The sequence below is a fragment of the Stenomitos frigidus ULC18 genome (assembly GCF_003003795.1).
Classification (GTDB): Bacteria; Cyanobacteriota; Cyanobacteriia; order Leptolyngbyales; family Leptolyngbyaceae; genus Stenomitos; species Stenomitos frigidus_A.
In genome coordinates this window covers 169550-193548 of record NZ_PVWK01000017.1, presented here as the reverse complement: position 1 = coordinate 193548, position 23999 = coordinate 169550, and the positions used below count along the sequence as shown (strand labels likewise).

Below are 23999 nucleotides of genomic sequence, written 5' to 3'. Positions count from 1 at the left end.
ATCATGCCCCGTGCCGTTATTCTCACTGCCCTTGCTGTAGAGTACCTGGCTGTCCGTCACTATCTGACCGACCTTCAGGAGGAGATGCATCCTCAAGGAACTATTTACGAGCGAGGAAAGTTTGTCGAAAATGGACAGGCATGGGAAGTCGGTATTGCCGAGGTCGGGGCAGGCAATGCTGGGGCAGCTGTAGAAGCAGAACGGGCGATCGCTCACTTCCAACCTGATATCCTTTTCTTTGTAGGTATTGCCGGAGGAGTTAAAGACGTTGCGATTGGTGATGTGGTAGCTGCGACAAAGGTTTACGCCTATGAATCAGGTGAGGTAGAAAAGCAGTTCTTTACTCGACCCGCCTTAGGATTATCTACTCACGCATTAGTACAACGCGCCAGAGCAGAAGCAAGAAAAGGAGAGTGGTTGCAACGGTTAACGACCAGTCCGATTTCACAGCCTCATGCGTTTATAGCTCCCATTGCTGCTGGGGAGAAAGTAATTGCTTCTAAAGAATCGGAAATTTTCAACTTCGTTAGAGCGAGTTACAACGATGCGATCGCTGTTGAGATGGAAGGTTTTGGTTTTCTAAGCGCAGCTTTTGCCTACCCTAACATCAAAGCGATCGTGATTCGGGGCATCTCTGATCTGATCAAGGACAAGAATGCAAATGACCCTGCGGAAGGCACTGAAGAGGAGCGGCAGCAAAAGGCATCTTGCAATGCTAGTGCGTTTGCTTTTGAGATATTAGCGAAGACATCTGTCGAACAATCTACAGAGAGATTGCTTCTCCCTGCTACCAATACTCCAACTCAACGCGTTCAGCACTTTGTTAGTGAAACCTGTCCATATCAAGGTATACGATTCTTCGATGAAACCACAAAAGATTTCTTCTTTGGGCGTAGGAGAATCGTTAAAATTCTAAGGCAGAAACTGGAGCAGGCGAGCTTTGTTCCAGTTATTGGTAATTCGGGTAGTGGAAAGTCATCTTTGGTTCGAGCAGGATTAATTTCCTGCTTAAGATCAAAGGAGAATTGGCGGATACTTCCCCCTATAACGCCCTCTATTGACCCATTAGGGCAGTTAAAGCAAGCATTAAGATCTTTGTTTCAGGATGAACCTGAAGACCTGATACAGCTTTATGAGGCAATTGATAACGCTCCTAAAGGTTTAGAGACTATAGCTACTAAATTAGTAGAGATGGAAAGGATCTTACTAGTCGTAGATCAATTTGAGGAAGTCTTTACTCTATGCCCTTCGAGCAAAGAAGCTCAGAGGGACCGCTTCATACAACTCCTCACTCAAATTGCAGAATTACATTCAGCGAAACTAACCGTAGTAGTGATTATACGAGCAGATTTTATTTCTGCTTGCCTTAGATATGAGTCACTAACGCAATTGATTCAGCAACAAGCCCTTTACTTGCCAGTATTGAATCAGGAAGAGCTACGGGAAGTTATCATCCATCCCGCTGAAATTCAGGGCTATGAGTTAGAAGATAGGTTAGTGGAAGTTATTTTGGAGGATATGCGCCAAGAGCCAGAATGTTTACCACTGCTACAATTTACCCTCACAGAGTTATGGAAGTTGGCGACGGAGCAAGAACATCAACTAACCCTGACACAGTATCGAAACTTGGGACGATTAGCTGGAGCCTTAAACCAGCGAGCAGACGCACTATATTCTGAGATTGGCAAACGGTTTGGGGAACAAGGACAGCTTTGGGTTAAACGAATTCTCCTGAGTTTGGTGCGAACTGGGGTTGAGACGAAAGATACTCGACAGCGACAAGTAAAAGCAGATTTGCTGGCAATTGTGGATGACAAGACAGAAGATCAACGAATGATTGCCCGAGTCTTGGACAGACTGGTGCGAGAGCGATTACTGGTAACAGGTGGCGATGAAAATGCTTGGGTTGATCTTTCTCATGAAGCATTAATTGAGGGATGGCATCGATTTACTCAATGGAGAAAAGAAGATCGTGATTTGAGACGATTAATTGATCGAGTACGAGATGTTTATCAAGAGTGGCTAAACAATCAGCAGGAAGACCAATTTCTACTAATGGGAGGTTTGCTTGCTCAAACCCAAAATCGATGGTCAGAGCTAGAAGCACTTTTACCGCTTCAAATCAAAGATTTTCATAAACGAAGTGTAGATTACAAAAAAACAAGAGAAGAAGAGGGCTTACAATCAAGTAGTTTTATTGGAACATTCATTGCACAAATTGACGGAGATATTAAAGAAGCCAATGATCAATTTCTTCAAATTTTAGGGTATTCTCGTGAAGAATTTGTTGGCAATAACTTGCGTTGGACAGATATTACTCCAAACGAATATCTTTACATCGATGAACAGCGGCTTGCTGAAGCAAACCAAAGAGGCGAATGTACACCATATGAGAAGGAGTTCATTCGTAAAGATGGCAGCCGTGCATCGGTAAAAATCAGCTATTCTCTTCGAGGAGAGAAGAAAAATACTTTCTTTGCACTTGTTCTCGATTTAACTGAACGTAGACAGTTAGAGAGCATGTTGCGACAGAAAACTGAGCGAATTGCTAAGGAGAATCAAGAATTCAAAGAAGTTGAGATAGCCCTGCGCCAAACAGAAAAACGCTATCGTCTCCTGTTCGAATCGATGGAGGATGGCTTTTGCCTAATTGAAGTGATGTTTGATGCCGCCAATACACCGATCGATTACCGCTTCCTAGAAGCAAACCCCGCCTTTTCGCAGCAAACAGGACTCGCGCAAGTAGAGGGTGAAACAGCGCGCCAGCTATTGCCTGATCTAGAAGCACATTGGTTTGAAATCTACGGTAGAGTGGCTCATACAGGTGAACCCGTCCGCTTTGAAGCTGGCTCTGATACGATGAATCGCTGGTTTGACGTGTATGCCTTTCGGATTGGGGAGACAGAGAGCCACAAAGTTGCCATCCTGTTCAAGGACATTAGCGATCGCAAACGTGCCGAGCAAGAACGGGAGATTCTATTAGCGCAAGAACAAGCCGCCAGAGGCGAAGCCGAACGTGCCAATCGTATCAAAGATGAATTTTTGGCAGTGCTTTCCCATGAATTAAGAACACCACTCAATTCAATTATAGGTTGGTCAAAAATACTGAGAAATTCTGAGTTAAGTGAAGATAGGATTCAGCATGGACTAGAGACTATTGAGCGAAATGCAGAACTTCAAACCCAACTCATCGAGGATTTGCTCGATGTTTCCCGAATTCTGCAGGGTAAGCTCAATCTGACGGTTAGTCCGGTAAATTTAGCATTAACCATCGAAGCATCGATCGAAACCGTGCGACTATCAGCAGAGGCAAAGTCGATTCAGCTCGAGACAAAGCTAGATGAGGAAGTGGGACTGGTCTTAGGTGACTCAACTCGCTTGCAGCAAGTAGTATGGAACTTGCTCACAAATGCAATTAAATTTACTTCAGCAGGCGGTCGAGTTGAGGTGCGATTAGATGAAGTTGGGAATGGGGAAGCTTCAAATGCCTATACCGCCTCTACTTTCCACCCCTCCACTTATGTTCAAATCACCGTTAGCGATACTGGCAAGGGAATCTCCTCTGAATTCTTACCCCATGTTTTTGAGTCTTTTCGGCAGGCAGATAGCACTACAACTCGTAAGTTTGGCGGGCTAGGATTAGGACTGGCGATCGTCCGTCACCTGCTTGAACTACATGGGGGAACGATTCAAGCCGATAGTCCCGGTGAAGGATTAGGATCTACATTTACTGTCTGGTTGCCACTGATGCACTCTCAATCTGTGGTTAATCCAAGTTCTCACTCATTAAAGCCAGCACTTAATTTGAAGGGAGTTCAAGTTTTAGTAGTGGATAATGATGCCAATACCCGAGACTTTATTGTTCTCCTATTAGAAGAGGTAGGAGCAACTGTCATCTCAGCGGTTTCTGCAGACGAAGCTCTGGACGTTTTGCTTCAGTTTCAACCAGATGTTTTCATCAGTGATATTAGCATGCCGGATATGGATGGTTATACGTTGATGCAGCAGATTCGCAATCGATCACCCGAACAAGGTGGGTCTGCACCTGCGGTTGCTCTTACTGCCTATGCTGGAGAAATCGATCAGCAACATGTTTTTGCGGCTGGCTTTCAACAATCTGTTTCCAAACCCGTTAACCCTGAGCTATTGATAGCAACAATCATACAAGTACTAGAACAAAAACCTCCCCAAGATCAGAAGACTCTTACTGAAGAGACGGAGAAGAAAAAACTTGAAATTCACCAGCCAGAGGTTAATAGAGATGAGCAACAAAAATCGACGGAATCTGAATCTGAAAAGCAAAAGTATAAGGATCTTAAAGCTTTGGATAAGCAATCACTTACTAATTTGAATAAGGAACACTTTGAAACTAATCAAAATGAGTTAGTTGCAGATAATCCCCCTGAAATAAATTGTGAGTCGAACGAACCACTGTCTTCTGACTATGGCAAAAATGCTTATTTAAGCCTTTCTAGTGTATGCGTCTTAATAGTAGATGACATTTTGGATTCGTTAGAAGTTTCTGCTTTCACTCTAGAACAGTTTGGAGCCCAAGTAATTACAGCTTCATCAGTAAGTGAGGCACTTGATTCACTTCAGCAATTTAAACCAGATGTACTTGTTAGTGATATTTGGATGCCAGGAGAAGATGGCTACAGCCTAATACAGAAGGTTAGACAACTTGCTCCAGAACAGGGCGGTCAAATTCCAGCGATTGCTTTAACAGCGTACGCCAGAGAGCCGGATCAGCAACGTGCAATTTCAGTTGGATTCCAAATGCACTTACCAAAACCAGTAAATCCTCCAAGTAAATTAGTTATGGCTGTTATGAAGCTTGTTGGAAAACCTGTGCGAGTGGAAGATGATCAAGTTACTTAACTCTGAAAGAATTGATTGAACTAGAAGTATCTTTGCTTAAAGATCTCATGCACGTAGAACGCATTTCTCCCCTACAGATTCTGCTGCCAGATTAACTGCCCAGTCGTGACTGAAAATGATAATTCCTACCGTTAAAGACGGGTGAATATTTTCGGACATTTGTCGTTTGCAACGGTGCGCTTGAGAATCGATAAAACGCAAGCGTGTTTCCATTTGAGGAGTAAATCAGTGATGTCAGTGGGCAAATTTTCAAGCCCTAGCAAAATAGTGTGGCAGGCAGTAATACAAGGGTACCAGAGATACCTCGTGCAGTCATCTTAACCGCTCATCCTGATGATTATCAGGCTATCCGTGCCCATTTGACAGACCTTGAAGAGGAAACGCATTCTCAGGGGACAGTTTATGAATTAGGACAGCTTTCTGCAACTGAGCAGACATGGGAAGTAGCGATCACCGAAGTCAATGCAGAGACCTGTTTCTTTATAAGGCTTAAAAAGCCGTGAAACCCATTCATAATAAGCTTTTCATGCGATTTTCATTACCGAAGACCGCAACCTATACCTCGACTTTAGCCATTTTAGATTTTTGGGACTCGTTGTCTCCAATCGCGATCTCAGCGCGGATCAGAGTAATTTGGAAGCAAAATTCTGAAACCCTTACAAGGCAAGATTTAGAGTTAAGCCGGAGTGCCTCAAATGGGTAGTCCGGTTTTAATCCCCGGTCATTCCATGAAACCCTGATGCTGCTGCAACCCAGCAAGCTCGTAAATGACTAAAGTCGAGTATACGGTGTAAGGCTTTCAGAGATTTTTCTGTTGAAAGGCAACAGGTCTCAGGAAATTCCGATGCAGCGATCGAAATCTGGGCGATCGCGGATAAAAAAGTCAAAATAAGAAAAAAGAGCCATCACGAAAAACTATGCCCCGTGCCGTTATTCTCACCGCCCTTCCTGTCGAATACCAAGCGGTTCGTGCCCATCTGATTGATCTTCAGGAGGAGATGCATCCTCAAGGAACTATTTACGAGCGAGGAAAATTCGTCGAAAATGAGCAGGTGTGGGAAGTCGGGATTGCCGAGGTAGGAGCAGGTAATGCGGGAGCCGCCATCGAAGCGGAAAGGGCGATCACCTATTTCAAACCGGACATCCTTTTCTTTGTGGGCATCGCGGGAGGCATCAAAGACGTTGCGATCGGAGATGTGGTGGCAGCGACACAAGTTTATAGTTATGAGTCCGGTAAGATAAACAAACAATTCTTCACCCGCCCTGCGTTAGGGCAATCGGCTCATGCATTAGTGGCGCGTGCTAGAGCAGAGGCAAGAAAAGGCGAGTGGTTAAGGCGGCTATCTAGCAGCAGTCCAGCTTCACAACCCCGTGTGTTTGTAGGTCCTATTGCTGCTGGGGAGAAGGTGGTTGCCTCGAAAGAATCAGATGTTTTTAACTTCATCAGGGCGCGTTATAACGATGCGATAGCAGTTGAGATGGAAGGATTTGGCTTCTTGAGTGCAGTGTTTGCTTATCCTGAGATGAAGGCGATCGTGATTCGAGGAGTTTCTGACTTAATCGAAGGCAAGAATGACGATTCTCTGGAATCAGAACAGATTCGCCAGGAAAAGGCTTCTTATTATGCCAGCGCATTCGCTTTCGAAATACTAGGAAAGTTTCAATTATCAGATTTATCCTCTAATATGAATAATCCACAGCAAGAACCTATAAACGCTGAAGTGCAAATGGAATTCGGAACTTTGGAAAATTCAGATGTAGTAGGAATCGACGCTGATAATTCCCAATCAGGGAGCATGAAGGTTGGACAAAAAACAGAAACAGTGAAAAGCTCAAAGATTGTTGGGATCAGATTACAAAGTAACACTCCAAATCATGAAATCTGAGTTACTCGATCCTAAAGTTTAAATGTTCCTTTTCGAGTAACCTTCTCACCGTTATATATACCTTCAACAACATAAGTATACTCCCCTTTTGGAGGGGCAGGATCAGTGATGGAGATGTTGCCAGTTGATGTAGCGCTGTTGGCTGAAAGTTTAGTTTTCTCGTGAATCAATGCAATTTCAGGCTTTGGTGTATCTATATCGAAAAGCCCCAGATCTGCAAGATGTCTCTCCCTGAAACAAAGCTCAAATCGTTGCTTGAACGGCAGGTTCCCGACTTTTCTAGATGCACCTGATTGAAAGGCAACTGATGCAATCACTCCAGAAAAAGTAATTAAACCCAGAATTTCGCTGGTACTGAGACCTGCAAAAATACTTCCGGGAGATCCAGCACCTGCTTGGCTAAATGCTTGAGCAGCAACAGTCTGAGGTGCAAGGGACAACCCACCTTGAAGCACCGACTGTGTTTGTCCCCCGGCAATACCGTCTAGAGATAAATGATTTACCTGCTGAAACTTAATAACAGCTTGTTTAGTCTCTTCACCATAATATCCATCCAGCGAACCGGTATAAAAACCTTTCTGAGATAGAGCTTTCTGAAGTTCAATTACACTTCCTCCACTATCACCAGACTCTAAATATGGAGCACTTTTGACTGGTTCTACCAAAAGCAATCCACACACTATGGGTAGTAAATAGATAATTGAAAAACCACATCTGCGAACCTGATTAGGCAAAAGAAGATTCATATCAGCACTCGCCAATGAAATTGAAGCGCTTTTATCATGAGAACTATAAGTTTAATTCTATAATTTTTTAGCGAAAGATTTATCAACACAAATTTCTACAAAAAACTATGAAGACAAAATGCGCTATACAAAAACATTTCTCTCTATTGAATTATATACATAACCAGAAATTGAGCAAAAAATATTTTCGGGTTAGGTATGTCTGTTCAGAACCTATTGGAGTACCAGTCAATTGGCGATTCTGAAATCTACACTTGCAAGACATAATCAGCCATTTTCAGAATTTAGTATTTCGAAAGTATGTACTTGACCAGCGTCATTTCCAGCAAAAATAGTTTGGGTATCCGCAAGAATGGCACAGCTTCTAAACTTACTCTCTCCAGTAAAGCTCGCTGCACATTCCCTTTGTCTTAAATCCCATAGCTTTAGCGTCTTATCTTCTGAAGCAGACACTGCCCAATGCCCGTCTGAAGTAAGCACAACAGAATGTATCCAGGCTTCATGATTGCCCAGTGTGAGTTCGCACGACCCAATCTCTAGGTTCCAAAGTTTTACCGCTCTATCAGCTGAAGCAGATACTACCCACATTCCATCTGGAGTAACTGCAACACTGGTTACTGGAGCACTATGGCTTTTTTTCAAAAGCTGGCATTCTCCTGTGTGGATATTCCAGATTCTTAGCATTCCATCAGCTGAAGCAGAAATCACCTGATTTTGATCTGGTAAAACTTTTACTGTCGTGACTGAACCTTCATGACCCTCAAAAATTCGTTGACATTTACCTGTGGCTATATCCCAAAGTCTGAGTGTCTTATCAAGTGACGCAGAAATTGCTGTTCTTCCGTCCCGAAATACAGCTACACCATTTATCGGACTAGAATGTCCCTTGAAAGTGCACAAACAACTTCCTGTGTTAAGGTCCCAAACTTTCAACGTTTTGTCAGCCGAAGCTGAAATTGCTTGATGGTCAGATATCACAGCTACAGCCATGACTTGTGCTTCATGACCTTGAAATGTATGTTCAAGTTGCTCAGTTTTCATATTCCAAGCTTTGAGTGTCTTATCTCGTGAAGCAGAAACTAATCGGCTACCGTTTGGTGTCAAAGCCAAGTCATTAATCTGATTATTGTGATGTATGGGAAGCAGTTGCTGGGTATGTTCTAAGTCCCAGACTTTTAAGGTTCCATCATCTGATGCAGAGACAACCTTGCAGCCATCAGGGACTAACGTCACACAGTTGATCCAGTCTTGATGTGCTAAAAATGTAGACAAGCATTCCCCTGTACTTAGATCCCATACTCTAAGTGTGCGATCGCGAGAACTAGAGATTGCCCGTTTGCCATCAAGCATTATGACAACAGAACTAACTGGCTGAAAATGACCTTGCAGGGTTTGTTCAACCTTACCGTTCTCTAAATTCCATACTTTCAGTGTCAAGTCATAGGAAGCGGAAATTACTCGATTTTCATTGGGAATAAAGGCTACAGCAGTAATTGAGCCATTATGCTCTTTTTTGAAAGTACGCTGATGTTTCTTAGAGAGTAAATCCCATAATTGAAATGTACAGTCATCTAAAACCAAAATGATTTGTCGCTGATTCTGCAAAACTGTAATTGCAGTAATTACCCTATCTGGTATTTGAAAGCACACACCATACTGTTGACTGTCTGCCTGCCAAATTCCAACTTCATGGTTACTTAAAGCAACAACAACCTGATCATTATCTAGTCCTGTTGCTATTGCTGTAACATCACCATTGTGAGCCTCCAGAATGTTCTGAGATTCACCAGATTTCAAGTCCCACTGCTTAACAGTTGCATCATCTGAGACTGAAATAGCATAATCACCACTGGAAGTAACCACTACTCCTCTAATCCAATTCTCGTGCCCTTTCAGTACTCGTAAACATTGAGTAGAGTCAACATTCCATAGTCGTAGAGTGTAATCTCGTGATGCAGAAACCATCTGTCGCTGCCTTGGAATCCAGGCTATAGAACTCACATAACTGTTATGACCGCAGCAAGTGCCTACCAAAGCCCCCCCCGGTGGTGTCAAGCTTGCCGTTAAACAGCGAAACCAAGGAAAAGCTGTTTGACGCTCGGCAATTTGTTCTATTAAAAGCTGAATATCTTTTGTTGGAAAAGTTATAAGCCGTCCTAGCAACTGACTGGCAAGTTGGCGGCTATCTTGTTCAATGACACCAATTGATAGACGAAGAGCCTGTTGCACTAAAACCAAATCTTGATCGTTTGAAAGTAGATCATAGTCTGCAATCAGACGATGAATATTGGTAGCGTTAAGTTTTGCTTGGAGCCATTCAAAGTTGAGAAGTAGAGACCGTAGCTGCTCATCCTGAGTAGCTTGACTCAAATGGTAAGGTAAATAGTTCCAAAGATACCTATCACTAGCATGTTCCTGACTCCATACTTTTTTGTCAGACCAATAAAAATTAACGATTCGTTGGTGTTGCCTAGTTGGATCACACCAGAAATCTGGTTTATTCTTACTATCTATCAAATAGTCCCGAAAAGATTGATGGAATAAAGTGTATTTTTCTTCCAGTCCAGAATCAAAAACATCAAAAAATTGGCGAATTACTCTAATCTGCTCTCCAACATCTTCAAGTTCAACACCTGTAAATTGAGATATTTGTTGCTGACTAAGTGGTTCTCTGGCAACTGCTAGAATTCCTAGAATTAATTTAGAATAGTTCCTTGATACTCCTTCTAAGGAACGATTGATAAATTCACTATATATTTTGTTTAATCCAGAGGGCAGAGAAGCTAACTCATTTATAGAATATCGGTCGCTTTCAATCTCATCTAAAAGCAATTTGACATAGAGAAAATTATCTTGAGATTTTTCCAGCAATTCATTTGTAAATATTTCGCGAGTGTTTTGAAGATTTTGAATTTTTATTTGGAGAGCGTTTCTTGAAAGTCTTGAATTGATGTATCTATAAATAGTACTTGATTGATTTTTTAGATCGTATCTATAAATTTTAGAAATGTCTAGATAACTCCATACCCTCTGTTCGGAGCGAGTTGTACACAGAAATCGGACATAAGATGATAAATCATTTGCGCTAGCTAACAGTCTCACAAGATTGTCATTACTACTGAATGCTATCGCTTCATCTAAAGCATCCAGTAGTATAAGTATAGGTTCTTGAATCTGGCTTGATATTGCTAAGATGGGACGGTGTAGAATAATATCCAAGGCTTCGCCAGGATTATTGGTGTGTAGATGTTCGATAATGACACCCCTAACTTGGCTGTCTCGTATTATCTCAATATCAATTGAAACACTAACCGAAAGATGCAGAGGTGTAATTGTATTAACTAGAGCTTCTGCATATCCTGGAAGATTTTCAACCAATTGGGCGGCTAAAGATAGAAGCACAGAATTGGGGTCAATGGTATTATTGCGACGTGCAATGCAGAAGTGATGAGCTACTATATCGGGGCGAATTTTCGTAAGATAGGCAGCAACTGCACTTTTCCCAGCCCCTGGTTTACCAACCAAGATGAAAAAGCGCTCATTTTGGCATTCTAGCCAGCGGTCGATCGCATTAAATATATCTTCGCATCCTGTAAAATCCTCGGTCAATTTGTGAATAACTTCATCAAAAGAGATAGGAGACAGGCGATGTATAGAGGAGGATTCCATAACAGATTCTTAAACCATTGGATAATTTTCTGGAACCGTTATACGAAAATCTAGAGAGGATGGAATATTGGATTCAGGGATGTGTATGAGGGATCTGTATCAGGTTGATCTCCAGATGTCTGAGCGGCTACTTGCTTTGAATTTGAGAGGGAGGCACGATCTGCGTTAGAAAAGCTTGTTGAAGACCCATGTAATTCAGATTCTTGTTATGCTTTACACTCGCTGACAGTTTCAAATACAGGGAATGAGTTTGTGGAGATTTTTGGGGCAACTCGTAACTTGTTCGCCCCATAATGACAATGCTCCAACAAAGGACATTTTGGGCAATCTGGCTCCCGAACCTTGAGGCAAACTTTATTCGCTAAATCCAGCAACGCATAGTTGTAAGTTGCTGGTTGTATAGAATCGGCCAGTGTTTCAAGCAAAGCCTTGAAGCGGCGATTACGTCGCAAAGAGTCCGTAATTTTCAGGTTAAACACTCTTGCCACAATACGCACTGTGTTGGTATCGATCAGAGCCTGTGGCTGTTTCCAGGCAAAGCAACAAACTGCACTGGCGATATAATCACTGACTCCGGGCAGGCTGAGCAAGTCTGCTCGATCAGAAGGGAGCTTGCCATCAAAACGCTGCATCAGCGCAGCCACCATCTCGTAAATCAGTTTGACTCTCCACTTCAAGCCCAGTGAGTAAAGCATTCCATGTAAATCTTCTTCTGTAGCTGTAGCAAGTGCAGGGAGATCAGGGTAACGTTCCAAAAAACGCTCATACACAGGCACAACCTGTAATGCCTGTGTCCGGTGAAGCATGACCTCAGCCATCAGGATGCGATAAGGATCGCTGGTAAACCGCCAGGGGAAAGCTCTGAAGTTCTCCTTGCCCCAGATGATCAAAGCCTTACGGAACGCTATCGCATCCACGCTATGTTCGCCGTCGGTTACGATAGCAGGTTGCTTTCGGTCTGTAGGAGCGACTTCAGTCATGCAGCAAGGACTGGAACAAAACAGATTGCTCTTTGCAGCTTAACCAAAATCTTAACCAGTGGGTATCAACTCTTGTGAGGAGACTGGCTGATAAGTTTTGCTCGCGGTGAAGCACACTTTATTCAGGGGACAGCGAGTACACTCTGGCACACCAGGCTTACAGAACTGGTCTGCTACTTCCAGCACACCAGCATAAGCACGACCACCCTGATCGACACCGACCAGTCTGGCAACCATTAATTGCTCATGCCCGATCGAGCTTCTCTCATCCTCAGCCCCGAAAACCCGCTCCGCCACCCGATAAATGGGCGCAAAGATGGGACGCTGATGGCTCAGGTCTGCCAGCGCCAGCGCCATTTCCAACTGGTTTTCTCCCACCTCTGGAAGCTCCAGATTATCGAGCGCATTCTTTTTGCTCAGGCTCCTGGCAACAGCCGTGATAGTCGGCAGAAGCTTGCTCTGTCGCATTGCCCGGATCGCCGCTTCCCTGTGCGTATCCTTCAAGAAGCCTTTTGCATCCGCCCAGCGCCCCCTGAAAGTAGACCAGATTAGCCTGACCTGACGATCGGGCAGTTTCTCAAATAGCGTAATACCCAGAAGAATTTGCCACAGGTCTGTGCTGCGTCGCCAGGGAGCCACCAGGTTTTGCTCCGGTTCCTGCTCCAGCCAGTGTTTCAGTGTTGTAGACAAGGCAGCGGTGGAAACGTACCGGGTTGATGAGTCATAACTGCTGGTCGCCTCAAGGATCGCTTTGCCAAGATATTTGCCAAGCAAGGGCGGGACTGCGCCACCAATCTGACGGTAAGCATGGCTGGGATGCCCACAAAAGCGATACCAGTCTGGAAAACTTTGAATGCGGGCAGCCTCCCGAATGGTCAGACAGCGATGCTGTTCCGGGTGGATGTACCAGTAGCCATCCCGTGCCAGATGGGCAGTAATGCTTCTGGATGGTTCATCCCAGCCCAGTCGCTTATATTTATCGTCAAAGATGTCATCCCGATAGCGTTTCAGTGCTTCAGGCAAATCAGAGTAACGAGTCTGATGATCCATCAGCCGAAACGCCTCCAAATCATCCTCCCGAACCGCACGCACAATGTGGTCGTAGAGCTTGTTTTGCTCCTCTGCGGCAACGCCTCTACGACACCATTTCTGAAAGCGGCTGAGCTTTTCTGGTTCCTGATACGGTATGACAAGTTTCTTAGCGCCTGCCTCAACGACAGGCAGGTCGGCGATGGCATCCCGCAGTTTCGGCTTTGTGTCCCTGACTGGTTCGGGAAATTTGAACGCGGTACCCGATCGTACCCCTACCAGAAACAGCCGCTGGCGAAATTGAGGAATGTCATACTGCCATGCCGCCAGAATGCGGGTATGCACGTCGTAGTTTAAAGCCTCCAGTGCCGCAACTAACTGACGGAGCACGATCGCATCATCGCCCAGCGCCATATCAGGCACATTCTCTACCAGCACCGCCTGGGGTTTGATTCTCTCGACAACTGCCACAAACGACTGCCACAGTTCCCGGCGCTCATCATCCTGATGCCGTGCCCCTTCTTGGACCAGATGCCGAATCTTGCTTTTCCCTGCCTGTGAAAAGGGCTGACAGGGCGGACCACCTGCAACCAGCGCGATCGCTATGCCCTTTAACGCCTCACCAATGGCATCAATCACCTCTGGCTTGGAGAGATCCTCACAGAGAGAAACTCCGCCAAAGTGGGCTTTATGCGTTTCCGCCGCCTGTTGATAACTGTCTACACCCAAAATCACGTTAAACCCTGCCTCCTGCAAGCCAAGACTTAACCCCCCAGCACCACAAAACAGGTCGATTGCTAAAGGCTTCTTCGCTTTCTGTGCCTTTTGAGCATAGGCACGAAGCTGTTCCAGGTCGCAGGAACGGTAGTGTGGTGCGAGAGTAACGTTTTCTCCGGTTGAAAAGGGAACAGCGGGCTTACTCATGTGTATTCAGACAGCAATAAAGCTACAGGTCGTGGGGATGTGAAATTTAGGGTTAGAGAGTTAACACCTTGCGGATATCATCTTCAGTCAAGGTCTCCAGAACGATCGTGGTCAGATGGTGGTTCAGGCGTTTGGTCGCCTCGCGGCGTTCTGACTCTGACTTATCCTTCAGTTCCCTCAAACACGCTCGCACGGCTGGTGGATAGAGGCTGAACTGACGCTCAAAGATAGCCTGATAGAGATCCTGATTTTGCAGAGCCAGTTCTACCCAATAGAAGCCTTCCTCTTCGGTATACAGAGTCGCCGCACACCAGTAAAGGCGAGTCAAGGCATTCCGGCTGAAGCCATTCAGGGAGGGAGTGCCCGTAAACCGACCGATCAGTGCCTGACTCTGATTCAAAACGCTGCGGGGATCAGCAGGAATCTGCCCATGCCAGCGATACCAGACAAAATCTTGCAGGGGCGTAGTACAGAGCCAGTGCCAGAAACGCATATCCACCAGAGTTCTACGCGGTAGTCTGTTGAGGGCTTCGTAAAGCGGCTTGACGAGTTCTCGATCCCACGCCGATCGCTGATTGGCAGGTAGCGGTTCACTCCCACATTTTTTGATCAACCGATTGACGGTACGCTTCACCTCTTTAAGGGTTGCCTGACCATCAACTGGCTCTGTCAGCATTGAGTCCGGGTTCTCCAGCAATCGGTAAAGCCAGGGGCGGGTCACGGGTACAGTGAAGCGTCGTAATGACTGAGCCATGTTATCTGCCTGCCTCCTTCAACAGATGCTCAAAACCCCTGTATGTGTTGAGCTTCTCCTGAATCGCTTCTGGAATCCGTTGCACCAGCAATTCTTCCCTAAAGTAGTGCTGACGCACGGAGTCCAGCAACAGATCGAAAGCCGCATCCCTTTGCCTGTCTGGAAAGAGAGACTCAATCCAGTCTTCCAGCACCAAGCGCTCCCATTCCAGCAACTCAGCCAGATCAGGCAGGCTATCAGAGTCTCCCGTTTCTGCCAGATGACTGATAGCGGTTGCCAGCAATGATGTCCAGACCTGATGGGCGATCAGGTAGCTGGTGTTCTCTGCGATCGCCGGATTCCAGCCTCGCACTGCCCGACTGTTCAGCACATCATACAAGCCCTCAACCTCAGAGTTGAGCCAGAGTTTTGGTTGCGGCTCCGAGTGATCAAGGGCAAACAGTTGCGACTTTTGACTACCCTCAAACTTCTTCCACTGAATTTTTAGCCTGTCGCGCTGCGGCACCGGGGGTTCCCTGAACAGTGCCAGATGGGCTTTAGACCATGCCAGCCGCGCTCCCACATCGGATGCATAGCCTGATGGCGATGCATCCCTGGCTGTTGTTCTGGCAAGCACTGCCTGAAATTCTGCTTTGCCTGCCCAATCATCAGTATTCAGGCGGATCAAAGCCTCAAAGACCTGTCCATCCCCCTTAAGCTCAAACGCCTGTCTGGAGCGTGATTCCATACTTTGTGCCACCAGCCAGAGCTTGGCAGGCGGATGAGTTCGCTCAGATGCATCAAAAACTTTCTCCCAGACCGCATCAGGGACGATCGCGGCTGCCCGAAGCTGAATTTCCGCACTGCTGCAACGGTAAACTGGCAGGCTCTCGTCACTCGCCTGGTGCTCTTCACGCTCAGGTAGATCCAGATGCAGCAGCACCATTTCAGCCCCGGTACGGTAAGGATAAAAGCTTTCAGCAGGCATCAGCGACCTCCTCTGCCCGGTTGAACCTCAAGGCGTACACGAGTACGCTGCAAATCTGGCATCCGGCTATTGCCATGTACAGGTTTTGTTTCACCTTCAAAGACAATTTCCTGACTGGATGGCTGGACGACACACTCTGCCAGTTCCGCTTTGATCTGTACTGAAGCGGCTCCGGTTGTCCGCAAATGATCAATCAGCAGTTTTTCACCCTCCCCCGTTTCACTGTCGAGCCGCACCAGCAACGAGAAACTCCAGGGTTTCTTCAACGTCCCTGGCTGCGTGACCCGCCCAGAAAACCGCCAGACACCCTCGGTAAAGAAAGCCTCTAAACACGATACCTGGAGCTTCTGATCATCCTGCCTGAGCGTCTTACCACTCTGGATCGCATCTTTCCTGAATAGACGGGCAAGGGCTTCTGGCGCTTCAGCATCCGGGCGCATTTCCTGACCACACAGTTCGACCACCGCTTCATCCAGATCTTTCCAGAGTTTATCGAGGCGGCTTTTGGAACCTTTCCTGTACTCCTCCTGAAGTCGTTCCGTTGCCTTCCACTGATCGTGAGACGGTGGCTCAGCGTCTTTCAAAAACATTTCCAGCGCGTCATCGGCTTCAGCAAAGCCTCTGGCATTGCCAGCCCGCAGCACCCCGCAGAAAGGTATACCGGACAGTTTTTTGCCAGGAGAACGATACTCGACCACCATGCCCGATCCACGGATCAAGGCAATGCGATTACCCCAGAGTGCGTCCTCTGAGTCATCCTCGCCCCGGCTCAAGCGGAAATTCAGGGCGGCTTCAACTTCGGGGGCTTCGCCTGACTTCTTAGCGGGAATTTTGAAGGTCAGTTCCTTTTCTGCCACCTCGCCTCGATGAAAGGCTTTAGCAACCGTTGTGTCAGCCAGCACAGTCTGAATAAACGGTTCCAGTTCTTTACCCGGAATCGCTTCACCCCGGAAGCTCAATTCATGCCCTTCGTAGACTTCTGCTACTACCCTGAGTGAAGGGGTAGCCGAAATCATGCAATACCAGAACCATTGAGCAGCCGAGTGCAGGATCTCTTGAGCGATCGCTGCGAGGGGACGGGCTTCTTCCTGAGCAGGCTCGTGAAAGCCAACTACCATAATGGACGTTCCGGTCCCCAACTGCACAGGGCGGTACAGGTAAATCGATCGTGTGATCTTCTCGGCAACTTCATCCCAGATTGAGACAGCCCGCTTACCATTGCGGACAGTTTCCGGCAGTCCATACCAGCCGGAGCCATTCCATCGTGCCTGCTCTGTTTCATGGGAAGGTAGCTCTGTGCGGGCAAAAAAGCGAAATTGCTGAGGCGCTTCTCCCTCAAGACGCGAGGAAAACAGCACAGTCGATAAGGTGGAGAACTGCCAGAGCAAGGCTTTACCAAGACCGTAGCTGCCGCCCTTACTGGGTGCATCTTTGGTTGTGTCGAGAATATTGCGACAGAGGCTGCTGAAGTTCGTACCGGGGGTATCTTCATCTCCTGTCAGCCCCTCCGTACTAGAGTCATCAATTCTCAGAATGGTCAGGGGGGTGCTGTTTAGGTCGGAGATCGTGTTCGCTAGCAAAGTAGACATAGCGGTATGACCTTCTGCCACCGCCTGCAAATGCGTTTGCAGATACTCCCAGTCGATCGTGTTGAGAAAGCGCGTCCTGTCGTCTCCCTGCAATTGCCTGAAGGTGAATTTCACCTCAGTGGGTGTCTGGCTTGCCGCTTTTCTGGCATCCAGACTGTTCTGCAACACTTCCCGCACAAAGGTATCCAGTTCAGGCTTAAAGACATAGGCAGAAGGGATACCCCCTGTGAACTGACCGGATGGCGGCACCGGATCAAAAATCCATTGCGGCTTGCGCTTAGTGGAAGGTTTAGCTGTCATTAACGTTTAACTTGACTGAATGGTGTTTTCTCTACCGTGCTATAAACCGAAATTCAGTTGGCAGAAGCAACAGGAAATAGATCATTTGTATCAGCCTGTTCGGATAGAAGCAACAAAAAACCTTGAAGCGCTTTAAGGCCAGCATTGTAATCAACAATAATATACAGATTTAGTGTTTTCTGCCTCTCTTTCACACTATTAGTAGCTATAGTCAGGAAGAAGCGGCAACGCGGCTACCTGAAGTTTTCTAGCTGTATATGCTGCAAGAGCCTGGAGATGACTGCCTCAGCAGTAATGTGGCAGGGATCAGCATCAAGCAAGGTGTGTGAACATCACGACAAGTGCTCACCCTTTATCGCTGCTTACCGTCATCGCTGGTAGGGAAACCCTTTTTAAGCAGCCAATCCTTGATTGCTTCTTCCAGTGCTACTGCCTGGGTCAGTTCCATTCGCACGCAGGCAACCTCAAACGCAATTTTCAAGTCTTTCGGCACTCTACCTCGAATCTCCCTGATCTCCTTTGCCATAGAACTTTCCGTTTTAGTTCGGGGTCAATTGTTACACGGCAATTTAACGAGATCTCATTTGTGCGAAATTGCGCTTGTGCGATTGAGTGATCGTGCCGTAGTATTGGCGATATGTTTTGGCGCAGCTTCTTATAGGTATATGCCTCCTGAACCCTTCCTTGCCCTTCCAGAAGAATTTCCACAAACCTCTACTCTGCCTAAGTTTCACCTGGGCGATCGCGTCCGGTTTATCCCCCTGCCTGCCGAAGCATTCGGCACCATCACTGGACTCCAGTTCGCGCCTGCGGAACACCTGCAAGCCTGGAGCTGGCGCTACACCATCTGGCTTGATCCTCAGTCCCCTGGCTCGACCTGGACGTGTTCCGACCTGGCGTGGGAGGACGACCTGGAAATGCTGGTGGCTGTGACAGCGCCGAGCACGGAGCAACCCGCATGACACAAGAGTTGGGACCACGCGAGATCAGGCTGCTCCAACTCTACTCCGGCTGCCGTCTGGGGATGACCCCGCAAGCGTTCTACGCCCGTTGGGGTGTCACACACGCTCAGATCGCGCAAATCTGTGGCGTCAGCGAACCGACCGTCGATCGCTGGTTCGCCCAGGGCAAAACCAGGCGGTTGGCGGACGCCCGCCAGCGCCGCAAACTGGCAGAGATGCATTTCCTCTGGGAAGAGTACGAACGCATCCCCCTGCGCTTGCGGCGAAGACTCTGCCCCGCAAACCCGAACGGCAAAGTCCTATCACCGTGATAGGAACCATTTCCCTTCCTCAAAGGGCTGTTCTATGGTGAGAGCACCCTGCACTCCATCAAAGCCTGCGTGATTGAAATTTCCCTCGAAAAACGCTGCCTCACCATTGACCCCATCACGGGTGCGCTGGCTCAGGCTGTCGCTAGCCGTGCCGCTCTGTCATCCGCACTGCTGACCCGCCTGGAGCAGTTAGCCGTTCCGTACACACCCCTGCCCGGTTGGTCGGTGCACCCCCACACGATGCGTGCCCTGGTGCGTCGTTACTCGGTGCAAGCCGCCAGCTACCCGTTAGAGGAGGTCGCGCAATGGTTTGCTTACCAACGCTACGGTCTCTTTCTCTTACCCGGCTACCAACCCCGTTTCTTCTCGCACACGGAGCAGCAACCGATCAGCCCGCCGCGTGGCGCGATCGACGCCCTGGGCGAAGCCTGCCTGGGCTTGCTGCTGCAGTACTTGTACCAGGGACGACTGTTAGCCAGACCCGTGGCTGCTGCCCCGCATGTGGTCTGTGTCAACCCCACCACCCAGACGCTGTACCTGGGCGCAGTCCAAGCAACAGCCGAGCAGACGGTCGAGGCTAGTCAGCGATTGGTGGACCGTGCCTTGCCGCGCTTCCTCCCCTTAGTGCTCGCCGCCAACACGCTCCACCACAGCACCCAGCCCATCCTGGGATTGCTAGTCGGCATCACGCTGCTGAGCCACGAGCAGTGGCACTGTGCGCTGGCTGAAGTCCGGGTGGCCGCATGATGGTACCCGTGCTCGCCGACCAGGTGTTCATCCTGCAACAGGTCGTGCAGTTGTTGCTGGCCCAGGCTGAGGCACCGCATGACAGCAACCTGGTGTTGCAACTGGCGCTGACTGAACTCGTCAAGCAAGTGATGCGATCCTTTGCTCAGACTACGGCGGTCGAGGCGCTGCAAGGCCACCTCTTGCACCAGGCGGTGCAGACGACGCACCAGTTGTTGCAAGCACAGGTCGGCACCACTGGCTTGCCCTGTGATCTTGCGCCCTACTTTGAGCGCATTTACCGTTCGCAGCATGAGGTGGCTCAAGCCATGACCGAGTTGAGCTGGCGACTCGTGCAAACCGAAAGTGAAGTGTTCCGCGCTCGCACCATCGTAGACACAGCACCCGTGCCGTTCGGCGTCACGCCGCTGGGCATTCACGCCATCCCCGAGGGGTTGCTGGCTGAGCCACTGCAACCCTGTGGTCTCCAGCGCGAGGTGCTCCAACGCGACTATGCCGTGCGCGGGCTGCACTTTCCCTGGGAAGTCACGGTACAGGGACTGACGTGTATTGTGGAATCCGATGGCAGCCTGATCACCTTTCTGGAGGGCTTGTCCCCGGCACAAGTGCTGCAAGCGGGTACCAGTTTTGAGCTGTTGGCCCGTGACTTGTATGTTCCGTTGGTGGTGGCACCGTGAGTCAAAGCGCGTGCATTTGCAGAGCAGTTTACACCCGGCGGGTCACTAGCGGTCAGTCTCGGCAACGGCGTGGCGTGAGTGCCAGTGGTGAGAGATGGCGATCGCGATACCGTTTAAGGAGGACAGGTATGAGTCGTGCCCAGCCGTTTCGCAAACTACCCGCGTGCGATAGCTGTCTCTATTATGGGAGTGAATCCTACCTCCTGTGTGCGGTGCAGCCGTATGGAGCCCAGGGAGAAGTTTGTGCAGATTTTCGGGAAGACCCCAGCTGGCAGCAGTTTCTGCAGCTGGCTTGGTTTATGGGAGAGGATCTGACGACCGACGCTCACCCTGGCGAGGGGACTCAACCGCCAGGGACACCAGCGGGCACCAGTGAGGGTGCTGCCGTCTAAAGACCGTTCTACACCCCACAACTCTACCCGGTGCAGTCAGCTGCCCTGACTGCACCGGCAGCTTTAAGGAGTTGCCCCTGGTGATCATCATCGCTTGTCCGGCGGCAGTCAACGGCGAAGGGGCATGGGCGGAGGGACAACCGTTTCGTCCTGGCTGTGACTGGAGCCATGTTTAGCAACGACCTATGTTGAGTGAAGGCGGCGGGGGGTAGTGTGGCAGGAGACTGCCACGCCTTCAAGTGGTGCGTGCAGCGATGTGAGTCCAACAAACAGCGCTCAAAAGTGAGGAATAACCATGCTGGATGTAGCGAAAATCGAACAGCTAGCCCAAGACTGTAGCCCCCAAGACCTGTGCGCCGCTTTGGTCTGGCAGCAACGCTTCCATACCTTTGATGGACCCGCGATCATCCGGGATCTCCAGCAGCAGCGGCAGTTGTGGAGCAGCTTTTGCTTCGCCGCTGCCAACGAGGGTGCGGCGCAGGACACCTGGGGTTTGCAGGGGATCATCGAGACCCTGCTAGCAATGGCAACCGAGCGTGCCACGCCCGCGACCAGGGGTACGCGTTGTGCGCCTTACCCAGCCAACGCTTTGTATGTTTTGGCTGCCAAGCAGGACACCGTTGTGGCTCCCTTACTGGCGCTGGGGGAGCAGTGGCGTGCGGATGAGGTGTTCATCCATGATGCCGCTGACCATACCGCCACTTGTCCGTGTGGTGTCTATTTAAGGGCGGCGCTCCAAGACGCTGCCCTGGATGAGCGCGGGGAGGGCTGGCAGGAGGCGGTCATCGTTTCCTACTGGTGGCAGCATGACACCTTGCTCCAACGTGTCGCGTCTAACGCCAATCTCACAGCTGGCGTGGGGTTCGCCGTCAACGCCAGCAGCCCAGGGAGTGGCAAGCGCGTAAAGCGGGGTGGGGCACACAAGGACGCCACCCCGCTTTGACCCAGGACAAGCGGCGGTCGACTGGGGCTAAAAAAGGGCGCTAGAGTGCATGGCAGCTTGTTGCCATGCACCTGTGGCTCTGGCACTAACAGCTCGTTTACCGATCGCTAGACGGCTGTGGCGACACAAGGCGTCAGACACGGCAGCAGCACAGCGTTGAGTTCGCTCCTTCTAGATGCTGTCGCGCGATACGGTCAAGCTGGCTCAGGGGTTATTCCCCCGCTTCTACGGCCTTCAATGCTCTGGTGAAAGCTTGGGCTTATGGGCGGGGCGTTCCTGTGTAGTAGACGGCAGGTGCGATTGTCTATCGTAGCCAGCGTTTTCAAGAAGAGACTTAACCCTTATGAGAATTGCCTAACATGCTATATTTTCGTTTTCTGTTCTACTCGACACGCAAGGCTCTATCCAGGGATTAGGCTGACAGATATAATCCACACTCAGAACCCTTGCTAACTATCATGAGTCCGCTGCCCAAGTTCAGCCTCAACCTCAATGAGGAATTTCCTCGTCTGAAAGCCGCCCCTAGCATTGAGGCGGTGATTCACTGGCAGGCTCATGCAGGCAAGAAGCTGGAACTTGAGACCCTTCAAGCAGAACTGACCCGGCGTTTACCCGACTATCCCATCCTTCAAACTCAGCAAGATGTCCAAATTGGTGCTACAGGGACACCCGATGGGTCTTCCGAGTTCTTCCAGCAGATACAGTGGAGTGGTTTTCGCCTCCAGGATGAGCAGAATCACCATGTTGTACAGTTCACCGTCAACGGCGTTGCTTTCAGCCGATTGGAACCCTACGAAGAATGGGTAAGCTTTCAAACCGAAGCCTTCCGGTTTTGGCACATTTTCCTGGAGTTAGCAGAGCCGACCGTCATTCAGCGATTAGGGGTGCGCTATATCAACCGCATTCCCCTGGATCATGGCGAACAGCCTTCCCAGTATCTCAACACCATCCCTGCACCCCCACTAGGGCTAGAACTCACAACCGAGTCTTTCTTCCATCAGGACACCTACCCTGTTCCTGGGTATCCCTACGCCATCAACTGGGTCAGAACTATTCAACCTGCTGGCGCAGACCCAACTGCTGGACGAGCCTTAATTGTCGATATCGACGTTTTCACTCAGGAGTTGCTTCAATTAGATCAGGACACCTTAGCCGAACGACTCCAGGAAATGCGCTGGCTTAAAAATAAGGTCTTCTTTAGCTGCATCACCCAACACGCCCTTGAACGCTTTGGAGCCACACCATGACCACAGCCATTCTGCCCAGAGGCTTTAGTTCTACGGCTGTCTACATCGACCAAATCAGTCGAGTCAATCAGCAGTACTTCGCCCACACCGCTGCTTTTAGCAAGCAACTCGCGATTGACGAGCTGGCAGCGATTTGGGCAGAGTGTAGAACCCCTAACTGGGATGGTTATGATGCCTATCCCGTGCAAGAATCAACCCGGAATTATGCCTATGCTGTGATTCAGGCGCTGCCTTTGGGCTTCCCTTTACCATCTGTAGGGGCAGAACCAGATGGTCACTTGACTTTGGACTGGTATCGCGATTCCCACTGGACAATCTCAATCAGCGTTAGTCCCGACGGTAAACTCTATTACGCCGCTCTTCTAGGAAACAGTGATCCACGCGGCTCAGAGCCATTTCTAGGGGAAATTCCTAAACGGCTGCTCAGCTTAATTCAAGAAGTCGCTCTAGCCAAGAATTAAGGGTTCATGCTTGATCCAGCAAATATTCCCCCGGTTGAGGAAACTGAGTTACTTGCACGCTACGTGATGCAAAGCGGTCATTTTCGGAGTGATCGCACCGTAAAGCCGAACCTATTCATCCCACATCCCTATCAAGAGCTGTCCGTCACCCGCCATCGCGATGCAACGGAAGCAGAAATTTGGCAGGCAGGGGTTAACGTAGCGACTCAACAACAAAGAACCCTTTACGGTCGATCGGATATTCTGACCAGCGATTGCCTGATGGACTCCCTGCGAGTGACAGGCCAACCCTTTTCTGATAACCCCAATCACGCCGACATTGAAGGGTGGCCGACTGCAAAAGAAGATCAGAAAGCGATCGCCCTCAAGCTTGCCGCATCTGCTACTAAACTCATCCCTCCCCCATCGACACCTTCCTCACTTGGAGAGTAAAACGGGGAAAGCTAATTTATCTGGAGAGTGCAACGCTGCTAATTTGGAGCGTCAGACAGCTTCTCCAAAAAGTAGTACATCGCAACCATAGCTGAGGAAATGATA

Annotated in this window: 20 protein-coding genes; 12 read left to right on the top strand and 8 right to left on the bottom strand. The window is 48.8% G+C overall.

Going from position 1 to position 23999, the window contains the following annotated elements; all coding sequences use genetic code 11:
- The first annotated feature begins 3 nt into the window (after positions 1-3).
- From C7B82_RS33565 to C7B82_RS04310, 3 genes are all read left to right on the top strand, one after another.
- Complete coding sequence (locus C7B82_RS33565) at positions 4-4878, top strand: nSTAND1 domain-containing NTPase (protein ID WP_106255071.1); 4875 nt, start codon at positions 4-6, stop codon at positions 4876-4878.
- A 269-nt stretch (positions 4879-5147) separates the two neighbouring features.
- On the top strand, positions 5148-5381 hold the full coding sequence (locus C7B82_RS04315; protein WP_106255070.1) for a hypothetical protein: 234 nt from the start codon (positions 5148-5150) through the stop codon (positions 5379-5381).
- A 414-nt stretch (positions 5382-5795) separates the two neighbouring features.
- On the top strand, positions 5796-6764 hold the full coding sequence (locus C7B82_RS04310; protein ID WP_106255069.1) for a 5'-methylthioadenosine/S-adenosylhomocysteine nucleosidase family protein: 969 nt from the start codon (positions 5796-5798) through the stop codon (positions 6762-6764).
- Between the two features lie 11 nt (positions 6765-6775).
- On the opposite strand, the gene C7B82_RS04305 is transcribed toward C7B82_RS04310, so the two are convergent.
- The 8 genes from C7B82_RS04305 to C7B82_RS31925 form a co-directional block, all read right to left on the bottom strand.
- The gene (locus C7B82_RS04305) at positions 6776-7510 is read right to left on the bottom strand and encodes a peptidoglycan-binding domain-containing protein (RefSeq protein ID WP_106255068.1); all 735 of its coding nucleotides are present in this window, start codon (positions 7508-7510) and stop codon (positions 6776-6778) included.
- A 267-nt stretch (positions 7511-7777) separates the two neighbouring features.
- Entirely contained in the window at positions 7778-11179 is a 3402-nt protein-coding gene (locus C7B82_RS04300) for a P-loop domain-containing protein (protein WP_106255067.1), read from the bottom strand.
- Positions 11180-11385: 206 nt separating this feature from the next.
- A complete protein-coding gene (locus C7B82_RS04295; RefSeq protein WP_146141044.1) occupies positions 11386-12159 on the bottom strand; it encodes an HhH-GPD family protein in 774 nt (257 codons plus the stop codon).
- Between the two features lie 51 nt (positions 12160-12210).
- Entirely contained in the window at positions 12211-14112 is a 1902-nt protein-coding gene (locus C7B82_RS04290; protein ID WP_106255066.1) for a DNA cytosine methyltransferase, read from the bottom strand.
- A gap of 52 nt (positions 14113-14164) precedes the next feature.
- Entirely contained in the window at positions 14165-14866 is a 702-nt protein-coding gene (locus C7B82_RS04285) for a DUF6339 family protein (RefSeq protein WP_106255065.1), read from the bottom strand.
- Between the two features lies 1 nt (position 14867).
- Positions 14868-15833 carry a hypothetical protein gene (locus C7B82_RS04280; RefSeq protein WP_106255064.1) on the bottom strand — a complete coding sequence of 322 codons (966 nt, stop codon included), beginning with the start codon at positions 15831-15833 and terminating at the stop codon, positions 14868-14870.
- A complete protein-coding gene (locus C7B82_RS04275) occupies positions 15833-17722 on the bottom strand; it encodes a hypothetical protein (protein ID WP_106255063.1) in 1890 nt (629 codons plus the stop codon). Before C7B82_RS04275 ends, C7B82_RS04280 begins: the two co-directional genes overlap by 1 nt.
- A 352-nt stretch (positions 17723-18074) precedes the next feature.
- Positions 18075-18248 carry a hypothetical protein gene (locus C7B82_RS31925; protein WP_181357342.1) on the bottom strand — a complete coding sequence of 58 codons (174 nt, stop codon included), beginning with the start codon at positions 18246-18248 and terminating at the stop codon, positions 18075-18077.
- A 139-nt stretch (positions 18249-18387) separates the two neighbouring features.
- Between C7B82_RS31925 and C7B82_RS04270 the strand changes: the two genes are divergently transcribed.
- From C7B82_RS04270 to C7B82_RS04230, 9 genes are all read left to right on the top strand, one after another.
- A complete protein-coding gene (locus C7B82_RS04270) occupies positions 18388-18684 on the top strand; it encodes a hypothetical protein (protein ID WP_106255062.1) in 297 nt (98 codons plus the stop codon).
- Positions 18681-18995, top strand: coding sequence for a helix-turn-helix domain-containing protein (locus C7B82_RS04265; RefSeq protein ID WP_106255061.1), 315 nt, complete (start codon positions 18681-18683; stop codon positions 18993-18995). Before C7B82_RS04270 ends, C7B82_RS04265 begins: the two co-directional genes overlap by 4 nt.
- A 69-nt stretch (positions 18996-19064) precedes the next feature.
- A complete protein-coding gene (locus C7B82_RS04260; protein WP_106255060.1) occupies positions 19065-19742 on the top strand; it encodes a hypothetical protein in 678 nt (225 codons plus the stop codon).
- Positions 19742-20419, top strand: a complete 678-nt coding sequence (locus C7B82_RS04255) for a hypothetical protein (RefSeq protein WP_146141043.1) — start codon at positions 19742-19744, stop codon at positions 20417-20419. The genes C7B82_RS04260 and C7B82_RS04255 overlap by 1 nt, the downstream gene beginning before the upstream one ends.
- Entirely contained in the window at positions 20416-20811 is a 396-nt protein-coding gene (locus tag C7B82_RS04250; protein ID WP_146141042.1) for a hypothetical protein, read from the top strand. The genes C7B82_RS04255 and C7B82_RS04250 overlap by 4 nt, the downstream gene beginning before the upstream one ends.
- Positions 20812-21106: 295 nt before the next feature.
- Positions 21107-21754 (top strand): hypothetical protein, encoded by a 648-nt coding sequence (locus C7B82_RS04245; RefSeq protein ID WP_106255057.1) that lies wholly within the window; start codon positions 21107-21109, stop codon positions 21752-21754.
- 458 nt (positions 21755-22212) lie between these two features.
- Positions 22213-23001: a TIGR04255 family protein gene (locus tag C7B82_RS04240; RefSeq protein ID WP_106255056.1), complete on the top strand. Its 789-nt coding sequence runs from the start codon at positions 22213-22215 to the stop codon at positions 22999-23001.
- Positions 22998-23462 (top strand): hypothetical protein, encoded by a 465-nt coding sequence (locus C7B82_RS04235; RefSeq protein WP_106255055.1) that lies wholly within the window; start codon positions 22998-23000, stop codon positions 23460-23462. The genes C7B82_RS04240 and C7B82_RS04235 overlap by 4 nt, the downstream gene beginning before the upstream one ends.
- A 6-nt stretch (positions 23463-23468) precedes the next feature.
- On the top strand, positions 23469-23894 hold the full coding sequence (locus tag C7B82_RS04230) for a hypothetical protein (RefSeq protein ID WP_106255054.1): 426 nt from the start codon (positions 23469-23471) through the stop codon (positions 23892-23894).
- The last annotated feature ends 105 nt before the right edge of the window (positions 23895-23999 follow it).

What these genes read in the sequence shown, in the direction of transcription:
- C7B82_RS33565 (WP_106255071.1), top strand. Translation starts at nt 4, where the DNA reads ATGCCCCGTGCCGTTATTCTCACTGCCCTTGCTGTAGAGTACCTGGCT.
- C7B82_RS04310 (WP_106255069.1), top strand. Translation starts at nt 5,796, where the DNA reads ATGCCCCGTGCCGTTATTCTCACCGCCCTTCCTGTCGAATACCAAGCG.
- C7B82_RS04305 (WP_106255068.1), bottom strand. Translation starts at nt 7,510, where the DNA reads ATGAATCTTCTTTTGCCTAATCAGGTTCGCAGATGTGGTTTTTCAATT.
- C7B82_RS04300 (WP_106255067.1), bottom strand. Translation starts at nt 11,179, where the DNA reads ATGGAATCCTCCTCTATACATCGCCTGTCTCCTATCTCTTTTGATGAA.
- C7B82_RS04295 (WP_146141044.1), bottom strand. Translation starts at nt 12,159, where the DNA reads ATGACTGAAGTCGCTCCTACAGACCGAAAGCAACCTGCTATCGTAACC.
- C7B82_RS04290 (WP_106255066.1), bottom strand. Translation starts at nt 14,112, where the DNA reads ATGAGTAAGCCCGCTGTTCCCTTTTCAACCGGAGAAAACGTTACTCTC.
- C7B82_RS04285 (WP_106255065.1), bottom strand. Translation starts at nt 14,866, where the DNA reads ATGGCTCAGTCATTACGACGCTTCACTGTACCCGTGACCCGCCCCTGG.
- C7B82_RS04280 (WP_106255064.1), bottom strand. Translation starts at nt 15,833, where the DNA reads ATGCCTGCTGAAAGCTTTTATCCTTACCGTACCGGGGCTGAAATGGTG.
- C7B82_RS04275 (WP_106255063.1), bottom strand. Translation starts at nt 17,722, where the DNA reads ATGACAGCTAAACCTTCCACTAAGCGCAAGCCGCAATGGATTTTTGAT.
- C7B82_RS31925 (WP_181357342.1), bottom strand. Translation starts at nt 18,248, where the DNA reads ATGGCAAAGGAGATCAGGGAGATTCGAGGTAGAGTGCCGAAAGACTTG.
- C7B82_RS04270 (WP_106255062.1), top strand. Translation starts at nt 18,388, where the DNA reads ATGCCTCCTGAACCCTTCCTTGCCCTTCCAGAAGAATTTCCACAAACC.
- C7B82_RS04265 (WP_106255061.1), top strand. Translation starts at nt 18,681, where the DNA reads ATGACACAAGAGTTGGGACCACGCGAGATCAGGCTGCTCCAACTCTAC.
- C7B82_RS04255 (WP_146141043.1), top strand. Translation starts at nt 19,742, where the DNA reads ATGGTACCCGTGCTCGCCGACCAGGTGTTCATCCTGCAACAGGTCGTG.
- C7B82_RS04245 (WP_106255057.1), top strand. Translation starts at nt 21,107, where the DNA reads ATGCTGGATGTAGCGAAAATCGAACAGCTAGCCCAAGACTGTAGCCCC.
- C7B82_RS04240 (WP_106255056.1), top strand. Translation starts at nt 22,213, where the DNA reads ATGAGTCCGCTGCCCAAGTTCAGCCTCAACCTCAATGAGGAATTTCCT.
- C7B82_RS04235 (WP_106255055.1), top strand. Translation starts at nt 22,998, where the DNA reads ATGACCACAGCCATTCTGCCCAGAGGCTTTAGTTCTACGGCTGTCTAC.
- C7B82_RS04230 (WP_106255054.1), top strand. Translation starts at nt 23,469, where the DNA reads ATGCTTGATCCAGCAAATATTCCCCCGGTTGAGGAAACTGAGTTACTT.